Raw genomic sequence first — 18,767 nt, 5'->3', positions numbered from 1 at the left:
CGAGCGCCGCGGCACCCATCAGGAGCAAGCAAGTACGATGGCCAACCGGCTGCAAGTGATCTATATCGAAGACGATGCGCTCGTGCGCCGCGCGAGCGTGCAGAGCCTCCAGCTGGCGGGGTTCGACGTGACCGGCTTCGAGTCGGCCGAGGCCGCCGAGAAGGCGATCGTCGGCGACGCCGCCGGCGTGATCGTCAGCGACATCCGCCTGCCCGGCGCGAGCGGGCTCGACCTGCTCGCGCAGTGCCGCGAGCGCGTGCCCGACGTGCCGGTGATCCTCGTCACCGGGCACGGCGACATCTCGATGGCCGTGCAGGCGATGCGCGACGGCGCGTACGACTTCATCGAGAAGCCGTTCGCGGCCGAGCGGCTGATCGAGACCGTGCGGCGCGCGCTCGAGCGCCGCGAGCTGGTGCTCGAGAACCACGCGCTGCGCCGCGAGCTGGCCGGGCAGAACGTCGTCGCGCCGCGCATCATCGGCCGCAGCCCGGCGATCGAGCAGGTGCGGCGGCTGATCGCGAACGTCGCGCCGACCGATGCGTCGGTGCTCATCAACGGCGACACGGGCGCCGGCAAGGAGCTGATCGCACGCAGCCTGCACGAGCTGTCGCCGCGCCGCGACAAGCCGTTCATCGCGGTGAACTGCGGTGCGCTGCCCGAGCCGATGTTCGAATCGGAGATGTTCGGCTACGAGCCGGGCGCGTTCACGGGCGCCGCGAAGCGCCGGGTCGGCAAGCTCGAATACGCGTCCGGCGGCACGCTGTTCCTCGACGAGATCGAAAGCATGCCGCTCGCGCTGCAGGTAAAGCTGCTGCGCGTGCTGCAGGACGGCGTGCTCGAGCGGCTTGGCTCTAACCAGCCGATCCGCGTGAATTGCCGCGTCGTCGCGGCCGCGAAGGGCGACATGAGCGAGCTGGTCGCGGCCGGCACGTTCCGGCGCGACCTGCTGTATCGCCTCAACGTCGTGACGATCGCGCTGCCGCCGCTCGCCGAGCGCCGCGAGGACATCGTGCCGCTGTTCGAGCACTTCATGCTCGACGCGGCGGTGCGCTACGGCCGCCCGGCGCCGGTGCTCACCGACCGGCAGCGCGCGAGCCTGATGCAGCGCGACTGGCCCGGCAACGTGCGCGAGCTGCGCAACGCGGCCGACCGGTTCGTGCTCGGCGTCGCCGACATGCCGCAGGACGCAGGCGCGGCGGCGGACGACGACGCGAACGAGCAGACGCTGAAGGAGCGCATCGAGCAGTTCGAGCGCGCGGTGATCGCCGAGGCGCTGAACCAGACGGGCGGCGCGGTCGCGGCCACCGCCGACCGGCTGCACGTCGGCAAGGCGACGCTCTACGAGAAGATGAAGCGCTACGGGCTGTCGGCGAAAGGCGATACAGACCGCTGAAAGGGCCGCTGAAACGAAACGGACCGCGGAACCGGTGCTGTCCGGTCATGCGGTCCGTGTCGGGGCCCTGCTTGCGGCGAGGCGCGCGTTGCGCGCCTGTCGGCCGGTATCGGGCGGATGCTCAGGCGGCGTTGCCGAGCGCCTGCTTCAGCAGCTGGTCGAGTTCCGCGAACTGCGGCGCGCCGACGTAGCGCTTCAGGATCTTGCCGTCCTTGTCGACGACGAAGGTCGTCGGCGTCAATTGCACGTTGCCGAACTGCTGCGCGACGCTGCCGTCGTCGAGCGCGACCTTGAACGGCAACTGGCGCGTCTGCGCGTAGTTCGCGACGTACATCGGCGGGTCGTAGTTCATCGCGACCGCGACGAATTCCAGCCCCTGTCCCTTGAAGCGGTTGTAGGTCTCGACCATCTGCGGCATTTCCTGCATGCAGGTCGCGCAGCTCGTCGCCCAGAAGTTGACGAGGTAGACCTTGCCCTTCAGGTCGGCCGTGGTCGAGATCTTCTGGCCCGACAGCAGCGTGAAGGTCGCGTCCGGCGCGCTGGACTTGCCGCTGAACGCGAAGAAGCCGGCCACGGCGATCGCGGCTGCAACGACGACGGCCGCGACGTAGCGCATCGGGCTCGCGCGGCGGCTGGAAGAAGGAGGCGTGGAGTTCATCTGCGGGCTCTCGAAGGACGGTCGATGACGCGGGACAGGGCGGACACGTCGAAATTCGGCGCTCATTTTAGCGCGAATGCGGCACGCGCACCGGGGGCCGCCACGCATCCCGGCGTTGCGGTTCGACGCATAATGCACGTTTTGCCCGTGTCGATCCGCGTCATGCCGAAGGTCTTCCCCGATTCGCTGCGTCCCCTTTTCCGTCCGCTGCGGCACTTCGCCGCACTCGTGTGCGCGAGCGCCGCGCTGGCCGCGTGCTCGCCGGCCTTCGACTGGCGCACGCTGCACAGCGACGCCGGCTACACGATCGACCTGCCCGCGAAGCCGACCGTCGAGGAGCATGCGGTCGCGATCGGCGGCATGCCGATGAAGATGCGGATGCAGGCGGCGCACGTCGACGGCGCGGTGTTCGCGGTCGGCACGGTGATGCTGCCCGACGAGCGCGACGAGACCCGGCGCGCGGCGCTCGACTACCTGCGCAGCGGGCTGTCCCGCAACCTCGACGGCGCGCCGCAGACGGCCTCGGTGCCGGTGCCGCTCGCGGCGGGCGGCGCGGTGAACGGGCTCGAGCTGCGGCTGGCCGGCGCGGCGGCGGGGCCGGAGCGTGCCCGCAAGACGATCGTGGCCCGGCTTGCGGCGCGCGGCAAACATGCATACCAGGCGGTCGTGATCTCCGACGCGCCGCTCGGGCAGGAGCAGCTCGATCAATTCTTCGGATCGTTGAAACTCGATTGAAGAGGCGAGGGGGCGCGAAACCGCAAGTTGCTTCGCAGCATTGTTCGCTAATTGCCGGATTTTGCGGGAGTTTTTGGGCTATCCACAGCGCGTGTGGATAACTTTGTTGAAAAGTGGTCGGAATGCGCGTCGAAGCCGCGCCGGACGGCCGCCGGAACGGATTGCCCGTGCGTGGGGCGCTTGAGAAAAATCAATAAAAACAACGGCATGCGAGATCGCCATCGAATATTCACGGCGGTGATGCAATCCGCGCCCGGAGGCGCGGAATTGTGCATAAGTCAAGTCTTGACAGCCGGATTTTGTCCTCAGAGCGCGGTCAGCGCGCGCCGGTAGCGGATCGCCTCGGCGATCTGCGCGGCGTTCGGCTGCGGGTCGCCGGCGAGATCGGCGATCGTCCGCGCGACCTTCAGCACCCGGTAATACGCGCGCGCCGACCAGCCGAAGCGCTCGCCGGCCTCGCGCAGCAGGCGCTCGCCGTCGTCGGTCGGCCGGCCGAGGTCGTCGGTTTCGCGGCCGCTCAGCATGTGATTCGTCTTGCCCTGGCGTTCGAGCTGCCGCGCGCGGGCCTGCGCGACCCGCGCGGCGACCGCGGCGCTCGGCTCGCCGGGTGTCGGCGCGCGCGCCGCCAGCTCGGCCGGCGTGAGCGCGGGCACGTCGATCTGGATGTCGATGCGGTCGAGCAGCGGCCCGGACAGCTTGCGCAGGTAGCGCGCGGCGACCTCCGGCGAGCAGCGGCAGCGGCCGGACGGATCGCCGTGCCAGCCGCACGGGCACGGGTTCATCGCGGCGATCAGCTGGCACGCGGCGGGGAAGTCCGCCTGCTGGGCGGCGCGCGAGATCGTGATGCGGCCGGCCTCGAGCGGCTCGCGCAGCATTTCCAGCACGTGCCGGTCGAATTCCGGCAACTCGTCGAGGAACAGCACGCCCAGGTGCGCGAGCGTGATCTCGCCCGGCTGCGGCGGGTTGCGGCCGCCGACCAGCGCCGCCGCGCTCGACGAATGATGCGGCGAGCGAAACGGCCGCTGCCGCCACTGCGCGGGCGAGAAGCCGATGCGGCTTGCGGACAGCAGTGCGGCCGACGTCAGCGCCTCGTCGTCGGTGAGCGGCGGCAGCAGCCCCGGCAGCCGCGCGGCCAGCATCGACTTGCCCGCGCCGGGCGGCCCGACCATCAGCATGTGATGCCCGCCGGCCGCCGCGACTTCGAGCGCGCGCCGTGCGCCGCGCTGGCCGATCACGTCGGCGAGATCGGGCGCGGCCGTCGCGGGCCGGCCATCGAGCGGCGGCGCGGCGACGGGCGCGAGCCGGCCGTCGGGCGCACCGGCCAGGTGCGCGCACAGCGCGGGCAGGTCGGCCGCACCGTACACGGTCACGCCCGGCACGAGCGCCGCCTCGGCGGCGCTGTCGAGCGGCAGGTACAGCTCCGGCTCACGGGGAGGCGCCGCCCGATCGGCGGGGGCCGCGCACCCGTCGCGCGCGACGCCGCAGGCCATCGCGAACGCGCCGCGCATCGGCCGCAGCGCGCCGGTGAGCGACAACTCGCCGGCGAATTCGCGGCCCAGCAGCGCGTCGGCCGGAATCTGGCCGTTCGCGGCGAGGATGCCGAGCGCGATCGGCAGGTCGAAGCGGCCCGATTCCTTCGGCAGGTCGGCGGGCGCGAGATTGACGGTGATGCGGCGCACGGGGAATTCGAAGCCGCAGTTCTGCAGCGCGGCGCGCACGCGCTCGCGGCTTTCACGGACTTCGAGATCGGGCAGGCCGACGATCGAGAACGACGGCAGGCCGTTGGCGAGATGGACTTCGACGGTGACGTCCGGCGCGCGGCCGGCCGCCGGTGCGCGGCTGCGCACCACGGCAAGCGACATGGCGAGGCTCCTGTAGGGCGGACGGGCATGCCTTGCGGCCGCCTGTCGCGGAAAAGGGAGAGATCGGTGCGCGCTTGCCGGCGTGGCGCGGATGAAAGAACGACGGGAACTACGTGGGCTGGCGCAGGCATCGCCGGGCCGCGGGAAGCGGCCCGCCGGTCGCGCCTGTGCCCGGTCGGGCCTGCAGGTCAGGCTTGTACGTCAGGCCTGCAGGTCTGGCTTGCAGGTCAGGCTTGCGAAGCGGCGAGCTTCTGCTCGAGCTCCGCGACGCGCTTTTCCAGTTCCTCGAGACGCACGCGGGTGCGGGCGAGCACCTGCGCCTGCGTGTCGAATTCCTCGCGGGTGACGAGATCGAGCTTCGAGAAGCCTTGCGACAGCATGGCCTTCACGTTGCGCTCGACATCCTTGGCCGGCGAGTTTTTCAGCAGATCGCTGACGCGCGACTGCAGGTCGTTGAAAACGTCGCTGGGTTGCTTCATGTGATTCCCCTTCATTGCACAAAAAATGTGCATCTTCAGTTGCATACGTGCCCGTGATGCACGTATGACCGGAAATGGTGCGCGCGGCGCGCGATTTCCGGGCACGGCGCCCGCACGGGTGAAAGTCCCCGCATTCCGGGGCGTGCGTGCACTCTAGCAACGATCCTCGCCCGGCGCCAGAGAACACGGCCCACGTTGGCCGTTCGGCCGGGCTTTCGCGTCTTTTCGCGGCCGAAGCGGGCCCCGCCGCGCGGTTTCGTGCGTGTCCGCAGCGGACTTGGCATGCGAGTTGCTGGAGAGTAGTCCGCCACACATCCAACCAATTCGACGGGACAACCCAGCGAGAGGACTTCATGAAACTCATTACCGCAATCATCAAGCCGTTCAAGCTCGATGAGACGCGCGAGGCGCTCTCGGCGCTCGGCGTCTCGGGCATCACGGTGACGGAGGTGAAAGGGTTCGGCCGCCAGAAGGGGCACACCGAGCTGTACCGGGGCGCCGAATACGTGGTCGATTTCCTGCCGAAGATGAAGATCGAGGCCGCCGTGTCCGACGATCTCGTCGACCAGGCGGTGGAGGCGATCGAACGGGCCGCGCGCACCGGCAAGATCGGCGACGGCAAGATCTTCGTCACGCCGATCGAGCAGGTGATCCGGATCCGCACCGGGGAGACAGGCGCAGACGCGCTGTAACACACAAGACGAGCGACAAGAGGAAACCCAAGATGCGCAAACTTCTGATGTCCCTGCTGATGGCCGGCTCGCTGATCGCGGCCGGTGTCGGCCCGGCGCTCGCGGATGACGCGGCGTCCGCCGCGGCTGCGTCCGCGCCTGCCGCAACGGCTGCCGACGCGTCGGCAGCCGCCGCCCCGGCCGCTTCGGCGCCGGCCGCGCCGGAGGCCGCGGCTTCCGCCGCAGCCGCCCCGGCATCGGGCGCCGCCGATGCATCGGCGGCCGCCGCCGCGTCGGCCCCGGCCGCGCCTGCCGCGCCCACCGCGCCGTTCTCCGTCGATTCGTCGAAGATCAGCGCCGGCGACACCGCGTGGATGCTCACGTCCACCGCGCTCGTGCTGTTCATGACGGTCCCGGGCCTCGCGCTGTTCTACGCGGGCATGGTCCGCAAGAAGAACGTGCTGGCCACCGTGATGCAGAGCTTCGCGATCACCGCGCTGATCACGGTGCTCTGGACGGTCGTCGGCTACAGCCTCGCGTTCACGCCGGGCAACGGCTTCATCGGCGGCCTGTCGCGCGTGTTCCTGCACGGGATGAACTACGTGAAGGGCGACAAGGCGACCACGCTGACCGTGAGCCACCTCGCGACGACGATTCCGGAATCGGTCTACTTCGTCTACCAGATGACGTTCGCGATCATCACGCCGGCGCTGATCTGCGGCGCGTTCGCCGACCGGATGAAGTTCTCGGCGATGCTGGTGTTCATGACGCTCTGGTCGCTGATCGTCTACGTGCCGGTCGCGCACATGGTCTGGGAACCGACCGGCTGGCTGTCGGCCGACGGCGTGCTCGACTTCGCGGGCGGCACCGTGGTGCACATCAACGCGGGCATCGCGGGCCTGATGTCGTGCCTCGTGCTCGGCAAGCGGGTCGGCTACGGCCGCGAATCGATGGCGCCGCACAACCTGGTGCTGACGATGATCGGCGGCTCGATGCTGTGGGTGGGCTGGTTCGGCTTCAACGCCGGCTCGGCGGTCGCGGCCGATGGCCGTGCCGGCTTCGCGATGCTGACGACGCAGGTCGCGACGGCCTGCGCGGCGCTCGGCTGGATGTTCGCGGAATGGATCGCGAAGGGCAAGCCGTCGGTGCTCGGCATCGTGTCGGGCGCGGTTGCGGGTCTCGTGGCGATCACGCCGGCTGCCGGCTTCGTCGGCGTCGCCGGTGCGCTGGTGATCGGCATCGCGGCGGGCGTGATCTGCTTCTGGTCGGCGACGTGGCTCAAGTCGAAGCTCGGCTACGACGATTCGCTCGATGCGTTCGGCGTGCACGGCGTGGGCGGCGTCCTGGGTGCGCTGCTGACCGGCGTGTTCGCGGTGAAGGACATCGGCGGGATGGACGGCAGCCTGCTGCTGCAGGCGAAGGGCGTCGCGATCACGCTGATCTACAGCGGCGTGCTGAGTTTCGTGCTGCTGAAGCTGATCGACCTGACGATGGGCCTGCGCGTGTCGGAAGAGGAAGAGCGCGAAGGCCTCGACGTGATCCTGCACGGCGAGCACGTGGAGTAAATCCGGACGATTTGCGGAGGGCGGCCGCGATGCCGCCCCCGCCACGAATGAGCGCAGCGACTTCGGCCCGCCTTCCCGGCGGGCTTTTTTTCTCCTGCGGCGGCGGACGGCAGCGGATAACCCTGCCCGCTATCAGGTCAATAGCCAGAAACTTCCTCCCAATCCTTGTGAATGCGGGAACAATCCCCAAATGGGCAAAGCAATTGCTCTACAATCTTCATTCTCCCGCTCGCGAGTGATTCATGGTTCCCCACCTCGTTACGGCGCTCAACGGTCCGCTGCTCGAACTCGAGCAGAAGATCCTCGACGCCACGCCTGCGATCGAACGCTGGTTCAGGCTCGAATGGCAGGAGCACACGCCGCCGTTCTGCTGTTCGGTCGACCTGCGTAACGCCGGCTTCAAGCTGGCGCCCGTCGACGCCAATCTGTTCCCGGGCGGCTTCAACAACCTGCCGCCCGAAGTGCTGCCGCTTGCCGTGCAGGCGGCGATGGCCGCGATCGAGAAGATCTGCCCGGACGCGAAGAACCTGCTCGTGATTCCCGAGCTGCCGACCCGCAACGCGTACTACCTGGAAAACGTCGCGCGCCTCGCGACGATCATGCGCCAGGCCGGCCTGAACGTGCGCTTCGGCTCGCTCGACCCGAGCATCTCCGACATCACGCCGATCACGCTGGCCGACGGCCAGAAGATCGTGCTCGAGCCGCTCGAGCGCTCGCAGCGCCGCCTCGGCCTGAAGAATTTCGATCCGTGCTCGATCCTGCTGAACAACGACCTGTCGGCCGGCATCCCGGCCGTGCTGGAAAACCTGCACGAGCAGTACCTGCTGCCGCCGCTGCACGCGGGCTGGGCCGTGCGCCGCAAGTCGACGCATTTCTCGTGCTACGACGACGTCGCGAAGAAGTTCGCGAAGATGGTCGGCGTCGATCCGTGGATGGTGAATCCGTACTTCGCGCACGTCGAGGGCGTCGACTGGCAGGGGCATGAAGGCGAGCAGGCGCTCGCCGACGCGATCGACGGCGTGCTGAAGAAGATCGCGCGCAAGTACCGCGAATACGGAATCAGCGAGAAGCCGTACGTCGTCGTGAAGGCCGACGCCGGCACCGCGGGGCGCGGCGTGATGACCGTGCACGACGCGGCCGAGATCGGCCGGATGACGAAGGCGGAGCGCGCGCAGATGGCCGAGTCGAAGGCCGGGCTCGCGGTGCGCGACGTGATCGTGCAGGAAGGCGTGTACACGTTCGAGCGGATCGGCGACGAGGTCGCGGAACCGGTCGTCTACATGATCGACCGCTACGTGGTCGGCGGCTTCTACCGCACGCACGGCGGCCGCGAACGCGACCAGAACCTGAACGCGCCGGGCATGCATTACGTGCCGCTCGGCTTCGAGCACACCGCGCTGCCGGATGCGGGCGCCAAGCCGGGCGCCGCGCCGCCGAACCGGTTCTACATGTACGGCGTCGTCGCGCGGCTGTCGCTGATCGCGTCGTCGATCGAGCTGGAAAAGACCGATCCGGAAGCCATCCAGGTGTAATGGCCGCCGCGCCGGCACCGCAACGACAGGACCCGCATGGACATTCTCTTTATCGCCGACCCGCTCGAGCGCTTCAAGATCTACAAGGATTCGACCTACGCGATGATGGCGGAAGCCGCGCGGCGCGGGCACGCGGTGTACGCGTGCGAGCCGCGCCATCTCGCGTGGACGGGTTCCGCCGTCGAGGCCGACGTGCAGCGCGTGACGCTGGTCGGCGATCCGGACGACCTGCATCGCGGGCCGTGGTACGAGGCGGGCGCGGTCGAGTCACGCCGCGTCGCGTCGTTCGGCGCGGTGCTGATGCGCAAGGATCCGCCGTTCGACATGGAGTACGTGACGTCGACGTGGCTGCTCGAGCTGGCCGAGCGCGCGGGCGCGCGCGTGTTCAACCGGGCGCAGTCGATCCGCGATCACTCGGAGAAGCTCGCGATCGGCGAATTTGCGCAGTTCGTCGCGCCGACGCTCGTCACCCGTGACGCGCAGCGCCTGCGCGCGTTCCACGCCGAGCACGGCGACGTGATCCTGAAGCCGCTCGACGGGATGGGCGGGATGGGCGTGTTCCGCGTGAAGCCGGACGGCATGAACCTGGGCTCGATCATCGAGATGCTGAGCCACGACGGCGCACGCACGGTGATGGCGCAGAAGTTCATCCCCGAGATCAAGGCGGGCGACAAGCGCATCCTGCTGATCGGCGGCGAGCCGGTGCCGTATTCGCTCGCGCGGATCCCGCAGGGCAACGAGGTGCGCGGCAATCTCGCCGCGGGCGGGCTCGGCGTCGCGCAGCCGCTCACCGCGCGCGACCGTGAGATCGCCGAGACGGTCGCGCCGGTGCTCGCGGCGCGCGGCCTGCTGCTGGTCGGCCTCGACGCGATCGGCGACTGGCTGACCGAGGTGAACGTCACGAGCCCGACCTGCTTCCGCGAAATCATGGAGCAGACCGGCTTCGACGTCGCCGCGATGTTCATCGACGCGCTGGAGCGCGCGGCCGCGCAGGCCGCGTGATGCGCGCAACCCCGGCGGCGGCCGCGCAGGCCCCCCGCCGCCGGGAAGTGTCGACCGGCCTGCTACAATGCCCGCTCGCCCGGCGCCGCGTTTGGACGCGCCGATGGCCTGGCGGCCGGGCGGAACTTGTTGCAAGGTTGAAATGAAACGACCCCCACGCTCGCTGTGTTCGCTGCGCCCGGCTCGGGCGGCCAGCCATCCCGGGGCGGCCTTGCGGAGGCTGACATGGCAGGGATTCTGATCATTGCGCACGCGCCGCTCGCCACCGCGCTGCGGGACTGCATCGCGCACATCTACGGCGGCGTGCCCGCGCGCATCGGCTGCATCGACGTGCACGCGGAAAACGATCCGGCCCAGGTGATGGCGTTCGCGCACGCCGAGCTCGCGCGGCTCAAGGAAGAGAACGGCGCGCTCGTGCTGACCGACATGTACGGCGCGACGCCCGCGAACATCGCCGGCCAGCTCGCGAAGGTCGCGAACGTGCGGGTGCTGGCGGGCGTCAACCTGCCGATGCTGGTGCGCGCGGTCTGCTACCGCACGATGCCGCTCGACAAGCTCGTCGACAAGGCGCTGTCCGGCGGCGCGAAGGGCGTCCACGAAGTCGCGGCGGGCACGCCGCCGCCGCCGTCCGAAGTCGGCTGCGGCCAGTGCGCGCCGATTCCGCCGGAGCCGTGCCCGCGCACCGAGCCGCATTGAGCGCACTGCGTTCCCCGTTTTAGACCCTTCGCCGGCGGGCGCCGCCGGCGGCCTCGACCGACCGAGAACCATGCTTCAACAAGAAACCACCATCGTCAATAAATTGGGGCTGCATGCGCGCGCATCGGCCAAGCTCACGCAACTGGCCGGCAATTTCCAGTCGGAAGTCTGGATGACGCGCAACGGGCGCAAGATCAACGCGAAAAGCATCATGGGCGTGATGATGCTCGCGGCAGGCATCGGCAGCACGGTCACGATCGAGACCGAAGGGCCGGACGAGACGGAGGCGATGGACGCGCTCCTGAAGCTGATCGCCGACAAGTTCGGCGAAGGGCAGTGACCCGCGACACGGAATCGTTGCCGTTTCCAGCGAAAATGCCGCGGATCCCGCGGCATTTTTTTCGCCGGCCGGATTGATGCGATCTGCGCAATGCTGCACTGCATGCAGTCAGCCGCGCGGTGTGGAATTTATAATCGCTATCCGGGGTCATAAGCGCATCGCAGCGGTGTGCCGCGGCTTTTCATGTACACAGGAGGTGCGCGTGTCCTTCACGCTGCATGGCATTCCCGTCTCACGTGGTATCGCAATCGGACGTGCGTATCTGATCGCGCCCGCGGCGCTCGACGTCGCGCATTACCTGATCGACGCGCATCAGATCGATGCCGAGGTCGAGCGCTTCCGCACGGCGCTCGAGGCGGTGCATCGCGAGCTCGAGGCGCTGCGCGCGGATCTCACCGACGACACCCCGAGCGAAGTGGGCGCGTTCATCGACGTGCACGCGATGATCCTGAGCGACGCGATGCTCGTGCAGGAGACCATCGACCTGATCCGCACGCGCCGCTACAACGTCGAGTGGGCGCTGACCGAGCAGCTCGACCTGCTCACGCGCCATTTCGACGACATCGAGGACGAATACCTGCGCGAGCGCAAGGCCGACATCGAGCAGGTGGTCGAGCGCGTGCTGAAGGCGCTCGCCGGTGCGCCGTCCGCCGCGCAGGCGCTCAACGGCGCCGCGAAGGGCACCGACGAGATGATCGTCGTCGCGCACGACATCGCGCCGGCCGACATGATGCAGTTCAAGACCCAGTCGTTCCAGGCGTTCGTCACCGATCTCGGCGGGCGCACCTCGCATACGGCGATCGTCGCGCGCAGCCTCGGCATTCCGGCGGCGGTCGGCGTGCAGCACGCGAGCGCGTTGATCCGCCAGGACGACCTGATCATCGTCGACGGCGACCAGGGCATCGTGATCGTCGATCCGGCGCCGATCGTCCTCGAGGAATATTCGTACCGGCAGTCCGAGAAGGCGCTGGAGCAACGCAAGCTGCAGCGTCTGAAGTTCTCGCCGACGCAAACGTTGTGCGGCACCAAGATCGACCTGTACGCGAACATCGAGCTGCCCGACGACGCGAAGGCGGCGGTCGAAGCGGGCGCGGTCGGCGTCGGGCTGTTCCGCTCCGAATTCCTGTTCATGCATCAGAAGGAGATGCCGGAGGAGGAAGAGCAGTTCGCCGCGTACAAGCGCGCGGTCGAGTGGATGAAGGGCATGCCGGTGACGATCCGCACGATCGACGTCGGCGCGGACAAGCCGCTCGAGGCGCTCGACGAAGGCTACGAAACCGCGCCGAACCCCGCGCTCGGGCTGCGCGCGATCCGCTGGAGCCTGTCCGAGCCGCAGATGTTCCTCACGCAGCTGCGCGCGATCCTGCGCGCATCCGCGTTCGGGCCGGTGAAGATCCTGATCCCGATGCTCGCGCACGCGCAGGAGATCGACCAGACCCTCGACCTGATCCGCGAGGCGAAGCACCAGCTCGACGACGCGGGGCTCGCCTACGATCCGAACGTGCGGGTCGGCGCGATGATCGAGATTCCGGCCGCGGCGATCGCGCTGCCGCTGTTCCTGAGGCGCGTCGATTTCCTGTCGATCGGCACCAACGACCTGATCCAGTACACGCTCGCGATCGACCGCGCGGACAACGCGGTCGCGCACCTGTACGATCCGCTGCATCCGGCGGTGCTGCACTTGATCGCATACACGCTGCGCGAGGCGAAGCGCGCGGGCGTGCCCGTGTCGGTGTGCGGGGAAATGGCGGGCGATCCGGCGCTCACGCGCCTGCTGCTCGGCATGGGGCTCACCGAGTTCTCGATGCATCCGAGCCAGCTGCTCGTCGTGAAGCAGGAGATCCTGCGTGCGCACCTGAAGGCGCTCGAGAAGCCGACCGCCGACGTGCTCGCGGCGTTCGAGCCCGAGGACGTGCAGTCGGCGCTCAAGCGCCTGTCGGCCGCCGAGCCGCGCGCGGACGCCGCCGCGTAAGCAGGTTTTGAATCAGGCACACGCCCGTGCGGGCGTGTGCATCGCGCCCGTCAGTGCGGGCCGCCGCACACGGGGCAGTCCGCCTGGCGCGCGATCTTCATCGTCGTCCATTCCATCCGCAGCGCATCGAGCATCATCAGCCGGCCGTTCAGCGTCGTGCCGATGCCGCCGATCACGCGCAGCGCCTCGGCCGCCTGCATCGCGCCGATGATGCCGACGATCGGCGCGAACACGCCCATCGTCGCGCACGCGACTTCCTCGAACGGCTGGTCTTCCGGAAACACGCACGCATAGCAGGGCGCGGCCGGGTCGCGGAAGTCGAAAGTGCTGATCTGGCCGTCGAAGCGCAGCGCCGCGCCGGACACGAGCGGCACGCGATGCGCGACGCACGCGCGGTTGATCGCGTGGCGGGTCGCGAAGTTGTCGGTGCAATCGAGCACGACGCTCGCCCGCGGCACGTGCGCGTCGAGCCACGCGTCGTCGACGCGCTCGGCCACCGCGTGCACGGTCACCTCGGGGTTGAGCTGCGCGAGCGTGTCGCGCCCCGATTCCACCTTCCTGCGCCCGACCGAGGCCGTCGCGTGCAGGATCTGCCGCTGCAGGTTCGTGAGATCGACCGTGTCCGCGTCGACGAGCGTGATCGTGCCGACGCCGGACGCCGCGAGATACATCGCCGCGGGCGAGCCGAGGCCGCCCGCGCCGACCACGATCGCATGCGCGTCGAGGAAGCGCTGCTGCGCTTCGATGCCGATCTCGTCGACGAGGATGTGGCGGGAGTAGCGGAGAAGTTGATCGTCGTTCATGAGCTGGGAGCGGGCGTGATGCGGTGCGAAGCGGTATCCGCCTATTTTAGGCGCGCATGAAAAACGGGCCATCGCGGTCTTCCCGCGATGGCCCGTCGGATGCCGGCCGGCGCTTACTGCGTGGCCGACGCGGGCTTCGGTGCGGCTGCCTTCGATGCCGGCGCGGCCTTCGCGGCCGACTTGCCGGTCGCGCTCTTGGTGCTTTCGGCGAGCAGCGACTTCGACTCCTGAACCGGCTTGCCCTCGAGCTTCGCGAGCGCCTGCTTCATCATGAAGTCTTCCGCGCTGCCGAACTCGATCGGCTTGCGCTCGCGGTCCTTCTGGCGCTGTTCCGGCGTCTTCTTGTCGTTCTGCTCCTCGAGGACGCGCAACTGGTCCATCCGGCGCTGTTCGCGCTCTTCCTGCTCCTTCTTCTCGTTCGGATCCTGCGTGTTCGCGAGGTGGTTCGTGTAGTCGACCTCGCGCGTCACGAGCACGTCGTCCGGATCGCCGTCCGCGTATTGATCGACCGGCACGTCCGGCGTGATGCCCTTGTTCTGGATCGAACGGCCGCTCGGCGTGTAGTAGTACGCGGTGGTCAGGCGCAGCGCGGTGTCGGCCGTCATCGGGCGGACCGTCTGCACCGAGCCCTTGCCGAACGTCGTCTTGCCCATGATCGTCGCGCGCTTCGCATCCTGCAGCGCGCCGGCGACGATTTCCGACGCGGACGCCGAATACGCATTCGTCAGCACGATGATCGGCACGGTCTTGAAGACCGGCGGCAGGCCCTTCAGCGGATCGCCGTCGAACGACGGCAGGCGATAGTTGTCGTAGGTGTCGCGGTAGACCTGCTTCGAATCCGGGATCTGGCCGTTGGTCGACACGACGACGGAATCCGGCGGCAGGAACGCGCCCGCGACGCCGACCGCGCTCTGCAGCAGGCCGCCGCCGTTGTTGCGCAGATCGAGAATCAGGCCCTTCACGTTCGGCTGCTGGCGCGCGATGTCCTGCAGCTTCGCGGCCAGGTCGGGCGTCGTGCGCTCCTGGAAGCTCGTGATGCGGATGTACGCGTAGCCCGGATCGAGCATCTTCAGCTTCACGCTCTGCACGCGGATCACCGCGCGCGTGACCGTGATCGGGAACGTGCGGTCGTCGCTCTTGCGGAAGATCGTCAGCGTGACCTTGGTGCCCGGCTCGCCGCGCATCTGCTTGACGGCCTTGTCGAGCGTCATGCCGCGCACCGGCTTGTCGTTGATGCGGGTGATCAGGTCGCCCGGACGGATGCCGGCGCGGAACGCAGGGGTGTCCTCGATCGGCGAGATCACCTTGACGAGGCCGTCTTCCTGCGAGATCTCGATGCCGAGACCGGCGAAGCGGCCCTTCGTCTGCTCCTGCAGCTCCTCGTAGTCGGTCTTGTCGAGGAACGACGAGTGCGGGTCGAGGCTCGACACCATGCCCTTGATCGCCGCCGTCAGCAGCTTCTTGTCGTCGACCGGCTCGACGTACTCGCGCTTGATCTGGCCGAACACTTCCGCGAACAGGCGGAGCTGGTCGAGGGGAAGCGGCGCCGTGACGGTCTGCTCGGCCGACGCCGAGACTTGCAGCGTGGCGAACACGCCCGTGGCAAGGCCCGCGGCAATCAGGCCGATGTTCTTCAATTTCATTCGCATAGTGAGTCTGGTGCGGTCGGGAAGCGCGTGGCGGTAGCGGGGATGGAGCGGACAAGTATAACTGTTCGTCCGACTTGCCAGTGGAACGGGCCGAAACGGGATGAAACCTTCCGCGAAACCGTTTCGACCGCGCGCGGGCAGGGAGGTTCGCGCGGGCCGGCCGCGCGCGGCGTGAAGCCGGCGCGGCCAGGGGGCGGGATCAGCCCGCCTTGCCCTGCTTCGCGACGGCGGCCTGCGCCTTCGCGATCGCGTCCTGGTCGCCCAGGTAGTAGCTCTGGATCGGCTTCAGGTTCTCGTCGAGTTCATAGACGAGCGGCACGCCGTTCGGGATGTTCAGGCCGACGATGTCGCTGTCCGAGATGCCGTCGAGGTACTTGATCAGCGCGCGCAGCGAGTTGCCGTGCGCGGCGATCAGCACCTGCTTGCCTGCCTTGATCGCCGGGGCGATCGACTCGTTCCACAGCGGCAGCACGCGCGCGACCGTGTCCTTCAGGCACTCGGTGAGCGGCAGCTGCTCGCGCGGCACCTTCGCGTAGCGCGGGTCGGCGTACGGCGCGCGCTCGTCGGTCGGCTCGAGCGCGGGCGGCGGCGTGTCGTAGCTGCGGCGCCAGACGAGCACCTGCTCGTCGCCGAACTTCGCGGCCGTTTCCGCCTTGTTCAGGCCCGACAGCGCGCCGTAGTGGCGTTCGTTGAGGCGCCACGAGTGCACGACCGGCAGGTACATCAGGTCCATGCGGTCCTGCACGTGCCACAGCGTGCGGATCGCGCGCTTGAGCACGGACGTATACGCGATGTCGAACGTGTAGCCGGCTTCCTTGAGCAGTTCGCCGGCCTGGTAGGCCTCGTTGCAGCCTTGTTCGGTCAGGTCGACGTCGACCCAGCCGGTGAAGCGGTTTTCCTTGTTCCACGTCGATTCGCCGTGGCGGATGAGAACGAGCTTGTACATAGATGCTTGCGGTCGGTAGTGAAGGAAGCGGTGCGCGCCGCGCGGCGCCCGAGGGCGGGCTCGCCATCGCGCAAGTCGGTTATTTTATAATGGCCGGATTGTCCTTTTCCGATTTCTCTTTTTCCGGCGGAATTCCGTGACGTTCTTTACCGATTACACGAACCTGGCCCTCATCGCCATCCTGCTGGTGTCCGGCGGCCTTCTCGCCTGGCCCGCGCTGCGCCGCGGCCGCGGCGGCCTGTCGGCCGCGGAGGCGACCCAGCTCATCAATCGCCGCAACGCGGTCGTGATCGACCTGCGGCCGGCCACCGAATTCGCTGCCGGCCACCTGCCGTCGGCGCGCCAGGTCGAGGCCGGCGAGATCGGCGCGAAGATCGCGCAGCTCGCGAAGAACAAGAGCACCCCGGTGCTGCTCGTGTGCCAGAACGGCCAGCAGTCGCAGAAGGCGGCGCGCGCGGTCGAGGCGGCGGGCTATGCCGAGGTGCACGTGCTCGAGGGCGGCGTCGCCGCGTGGCAGCAGGCCGGGATGCCGGTCGTCAAACAAGGAGTGGCGAAGTGAACAAAGTGGTCATGTACAGCACCCAGGTGTGCCCGTATTGCATCCAGGCCGAGCGGCTCCTGAAGCTGCGCGGCGTCGAGCAGATCGAGAAGGTGCTGATCGACAAGGATCCCGCGCGCCGCGAGGAAATGATGTCGCGCACGGGCCGCCGCACGGTGCCGCAGATCTACATCGGCGACACGCACGTCGGCGGCTACGACGATCTGTCGACGCTCGACCGTGCCGGCGGCCTCGTGCCGCTTCTGCAAGCTGCCTGATTAGGGCAGAATGGCCGCCGGTCGCGCGGCCAAGCGCGCAGGATCAACCGGGGCGGCCGGCATAGGCCGGCTGCCTCGTCACCACATTTAGGGAAACAACATGTCCGACGTCGAAAACCAACCGTTCTTCAACATCCAGCGCGTCTACCTGAAGGATATGTCGCTCGAGCAGCCGAATTCGCCGGCGATCTTCCTCGAGCAGGACATGCCGTCGGTTGAAGTCGAAGTCGACGTGAAGGCCGAGCGGCTCGCGGAAAGCGTGTTCGAAGTCGTCGTGTCGGGCACCGTGACCGCGAAGGTGAAGGACAAGGTCGCGTTCCTGATCGAGGCGAAGCAGGCCGGCATTTTCGACATTCGCAACATTCCCGACGAACAGCTCGACCCGCTCGTCGGCATCGCGTGCCCGACGATCCTGTTCCCGTACCTGCGCTCGAACATCGCCGACGCGATCACCCGTGCAGGCTTCCCGCCGATCCACCTCGCCGAGATCAACTTCCAGGCGCTGTACGAGCAGCGTCTCGCGCAGCTCCAGCAGCAACAGGCTGGTGCGGCCGGCGCGCCGAACGGCTCGACGCTGAACTGAGGGACGAGCAAGGACCGGTGCTGGGTATGAAAGTAGCCGTTCTCGGCGCCGGTGCCTGGGGCACCGCGCTCGCGGGCCATCTGGCCGCGCGGCACGACACGCTTCTGTGGGCGCGCGACGCCGCGCTCATCGCCGGGCTGCAGGCCCGGCACGAAAATTCCCGCTATCTCGACGGCATCGCGCTGCCCGACGCGCTGCGCTACGACGCGGATGTCGCCGCGGCGCTCGCGCACGGCGCCGCGGACGACGCGCTGTGCGTGATCGGCGCGCCCGTAGCCGGGCTGCGCGCGCTGTGCCGCGCGATGCGCGATGCAGGCTGCGTGCCCGCGCATGTGGTGTGGGTCTGCAAGGGCTTCGAGGCGGACACGCACCTGCTGCCGCACCAGGTGATCGCCGCCGAGCTGCCGGAGCAGCGCAGCAACGGCGTGCTGTCGGGCCCGAGCTTCGCGCGCGAGGTCGGCCAGGGGCTGCCGGTTGCGCTGACCGTCGCGAGCGCGTCGGCCGCCTGCCGCGAGCGCACGCTCGCCGCGTTCCATCACGGCGCGATGCGTATCTATACAGGCGACGACGTGGTCGGCGTCGAGGTCGGCGGCGCGGTGAAGAACGTGCTGGCGATCGCGACCGGCATCGCCGACGGCCTCGGCCTCGGCCTGAACGCGCGCGCCGCGCTGATCACGCGCGGCCTCGCGGAAATGTCGCGGCTCGGCGTCGCGCTCGGCGGCCGCGCGGAAACCTTCACCGGCCTCACGGGCCTCGGCGATTTGATCCTCACCGCGACCGGCGACCTGTCGCGCAACCGCACGGTCGGCCTGCAACTGGCGGCCGGCCGCTCGCTGAGCGATATCCTCGGCGCGCTCGGGCACGTCGCCGAAGGCGTGCGCTGCGCGCAGGCGGTGCTCGCGATCGCGCGCGCGCAGTCGCTCGAGATGCCGATCACCGAAGCCGTGTGCGGCGTGCTGTTCGACGGCGTCGCGCCGCGCGACGCGGTGAGCGGCCTGCTGCGGCGGGACGCGCGCGCGGAGTAGCGCGGCGGTCGCGTTGCCGCGCAAAGCGGATTACGCTTGA

Annotated in this window: 19 protein-coding genes; 13 read left to right on the top strand and 6 right to left on the bottom strand. The window is 68.7% G+C overall.

What is annotated here, in order from left to right:
* Positions 1-37 precede the first annotated feature (37 nt).
* Entirely contained in the window at positions 38-1,393 is a 1,356-nt protein-coding gene (locus HWY45_RS30265) for a sigma-54-dependent transcriptional regulator (RefSeq protein WP_059566489.1), read from the top strand.
* A 121-nt stretch (positions 1,394-1,514) separates the two neighbouring features.
* On the opposite strand, the gene HWY45_RS30260 is transcribed toward HWY45_RS30265, so the two are convergent.
* Complete coding sequence (locus HWY45_RS30260; protein WP_059885269.1) at positions 1,515-2,051, bottom strand: peroxiredoxin family protein; 537 nt, start codon at positions 2,049-2,051, stop codon at positions 1,515-1,517.
* A 162-nt stretch (positions 2,052-2,213) separates the two neighbouring features.
* Between HWY45_RS30260 and HWY45_RS30255 the strand changes: the two genes are divergently transcribed.
* On the top strand, positions 2,214-2,786 hold the full coding sequence (locus HWY45_RS30255) for a hypothetical protein (protein ID WP_059885361.1): 573 nt from the start codon (positions 2,214-2,216) through the stop codon (positions 2,784-2,786).
* A gap of 305 nt (positions 2,787-3,091) precedes the next feature.
* On the opposite strand, the gene HWY45_RS30250 is transcribed toward HWY45_RS30255, so the two are convergent.
* Entirely contained in the window at positions 3,092-4,648 is a 1,557-nt protein-coding gene (locus HWY45_RS30250) for a YifB family Mg chelatase-like AAA ATPase (protein ID WP_059885271.1), read from the bottom strand.
* Between the two features lie 227 nt (positions 4,649-4,875).
* A complete protein-coding gene (locus HWY45_RS30245; RefSeq protein ID WP_006398174.1) occupies positions 4,876-5,127 on the bottom strand; it encodes an accessory factor UbiK family protein in 252 nt (83 codons plus the stop codon).
* A gap of 353 nt (positions 5,128-5,480) precedes the next feature.
* Between HWY45_RS30245 and HWY45_RS30240 the strand changes: the two genes are divergently transcribed.
* The 7 genes from HWY45_RS30240 to ptsP all read left to right on the top strand — a co-directional run bounded on the left by HWY45_RS30240 (position 5,481) and on the right by ptsP (position 12,905).
* A complete protein-coding gene (locus tag HWY45_RS30240; RefSeq protein WP_006398175.1) occupies positions 5,481-5,819 on the top strand; it encodes a P-II family nitrogen regulator in 339 nt (112 codons plus the stop codon).
* Positions 5,820-5,851: 32 nt separating this feature from the next.
* A complete protein-coding gene (locus tag HWY45_RS30235) occupies positions 5,852-7,363 on the top strand; it encodes an ammonium transporter (protein WP_059885272.1) in 1,512 nt (503 codons plus the stop codon).
* A 242-nt stretch (positions 7,364-7,605) separates the two neighbouring features.
* Entirely contained in the window at positions 7,606-8,895 is a 1,290-nt protein-coding gene (gene gshA, locus HWY45_RS30230) for a glutamate--cysteine ligase (RefSeq protein ID WP_059885274.1), read from the top strand.
* A 36-nt stretch (positions 8,896-8,931) separates the two neighbouring features.
* A complete protein-coding gene (gene gshB, locus HWY45_RS30225; protein ID WP_059885276.1) occupies positions 8,932-9,897 on the top strand; it encodes a glutathione synthase in 966 nt (321 codons plus the stop codon).
* A gap of 225 nt (positions 9,898-10,122) precedes the next feature.
* Positions 10,123-10,593 carry a PTS sugar transporter subunit IIA gene (locus HWY45_RS30220; RefSeq protein WP_059566495.1) on the top strand — a complete coding sequence of 157 codons (471 nt, stop codon included), beginning with the start codon at positions 10,123-10,125 and terminating at the stop codon, positions 10,591-10,593.
* A 70-nt stretch (positions 10,594-10,663) separates the two neighbouring features.
* Positions 10,664-10,933 (top strand): HPr family phosphocarrier protein, encoded by a 270-nt coding sequence (locus HWY45_RS30215; RefSeq protein ID WP_059566496.1) that lies wholly within the window; start codon positions 10,664-10,666, stop codon positions 10,931-10,933.
* Positions 10,934-11,135: 202 nt separating this feature from the next.
* A complete protein-coding gene (gene ptsP, locus HWY45_RS30210) occupies positions 11,136-12,905 on the top strand; it encodes a phosphoenolpyruvate--protein phosphotransferase (protein WP_059803462.1) in 1,770 nt (589 codons plus the stop codon).
* Positions 12,906-12,955: 50 nt separating this feature from the next.
* Here ptsP and HWY45_RS30205 read toward each other — a convergent pair whose 3' ends face one another.
* The 3 genes from HWY45_RS30205 to gpmA form a co-directional block, all read right to left on the bottom strand.
* On the bottom strand, positions 12,956-13,708 hold the full coding sequence (locus tag HWY45_RS30205) for a HesA/MoeB/ThiF family protein (protein ID WP_059566497.1): 753 nt from the start codon (positions 13,706-13,708) through the stop codon (positions 12,956-12,958).
* Positions 13,709-13,821: 113 nt separating this feature from the next.
* Positions 13,822-15,357, bottom strand: a complete 1,536-nt coding sequence (locus HWY45_RS30200; RefSeq protein ID WP_059885278.1) for a S41 family peptidase — start codon at positions 15,355-15,357, stop codon at positions 13,822-13,824.
* Between the two features lie 199 nt (positions 15,358-15,556).
* Positions 15,557-16,303, bottom strand: coding sequence for a 2,3-diphosphoglycerate-dependent phosphoglycerate mutase (gene gpmA / locus HWY45_RS30195; RefSeq protein ID WP_059566499.1), 747 nt, complete (start codon positions 16,301-16,303; stop codon positions 15,557-15,559).
* Between the two features lie 136 nt (positions 16,304-16,439).
* On the opposite strand from gpmA, the gene HWY45_RS30190 reads away from it, so the two are divergent.
* The 4 genes from HWY45_RS30190 (at position 16,440) to HWY45_RS30175 (ending at position 18,727) form a co-directional block, all read left to right on the top strand.
* Positions 16,440-16,862: a rhodanese-like domain-containing protein gene (locus HWY45_RS30190; RefSeq protein ID WP_059566500.1), complete on the top strand. Its 423-nt coding sequence runs from the start codon at positions 16,440-16,442 to the stop codon at positions 16,860-16,862.
* Positions 16,859-17,119, top strand: a complete 261-nt coding sequence (grxC, locus tag HWY45_RS30185) for a glutaredoxin 3 (RefSeq protein ID WP_010090591.1) — start codon at positions 16,859-16,861, stop codon at positions 17,117-17,119. The genes HWY45_RS30190 and grxC overlap by 4 nt, the downstream gene beginning before the upstream one ends.
* A gap of 100 nt (positions 17,120-17,219) precedes the next feature.
* A complete protein-coding gene (gene secB, locus HWY45_RS30180; protein ID WP_017334323.1) occupies positions 17,220-17,702 on the top strand; it encodes a protein-export chaperone SecB in 483 nt (160 codons plus the stop codon).
* 26 nt (positions 17,703-17,728) lie between these two features.
* Entirely contained in the window at positions 17,729-18,727 is a 999-nt protein-coding gene (locus tag HWY45_RS30175) for an NAD(P)H-dependent glycerol-3-phosphate dehydrogenase (RefSeq protein WP_059566501.1), read from the top strand.
* The last annotated feature ends 40 nt before the right edge of the window (positions 18,728-18,767 follow it).

Source organism: Burkholderia stagnalis (assembly GCF_902830275.1).
In the GTDB taxonomy this organism is placed as follows: Bacteria; Pseudomonadota; Gammaproteobacteria; order Burkholderiales; family Burkholderiaceae; genus Burkholderia; species Burkholderia stagnalis.
Note: the sequence above shows the minus strand (reverse complement) of the source record. Positions and strands in the feature narration are given on the sequence as shown.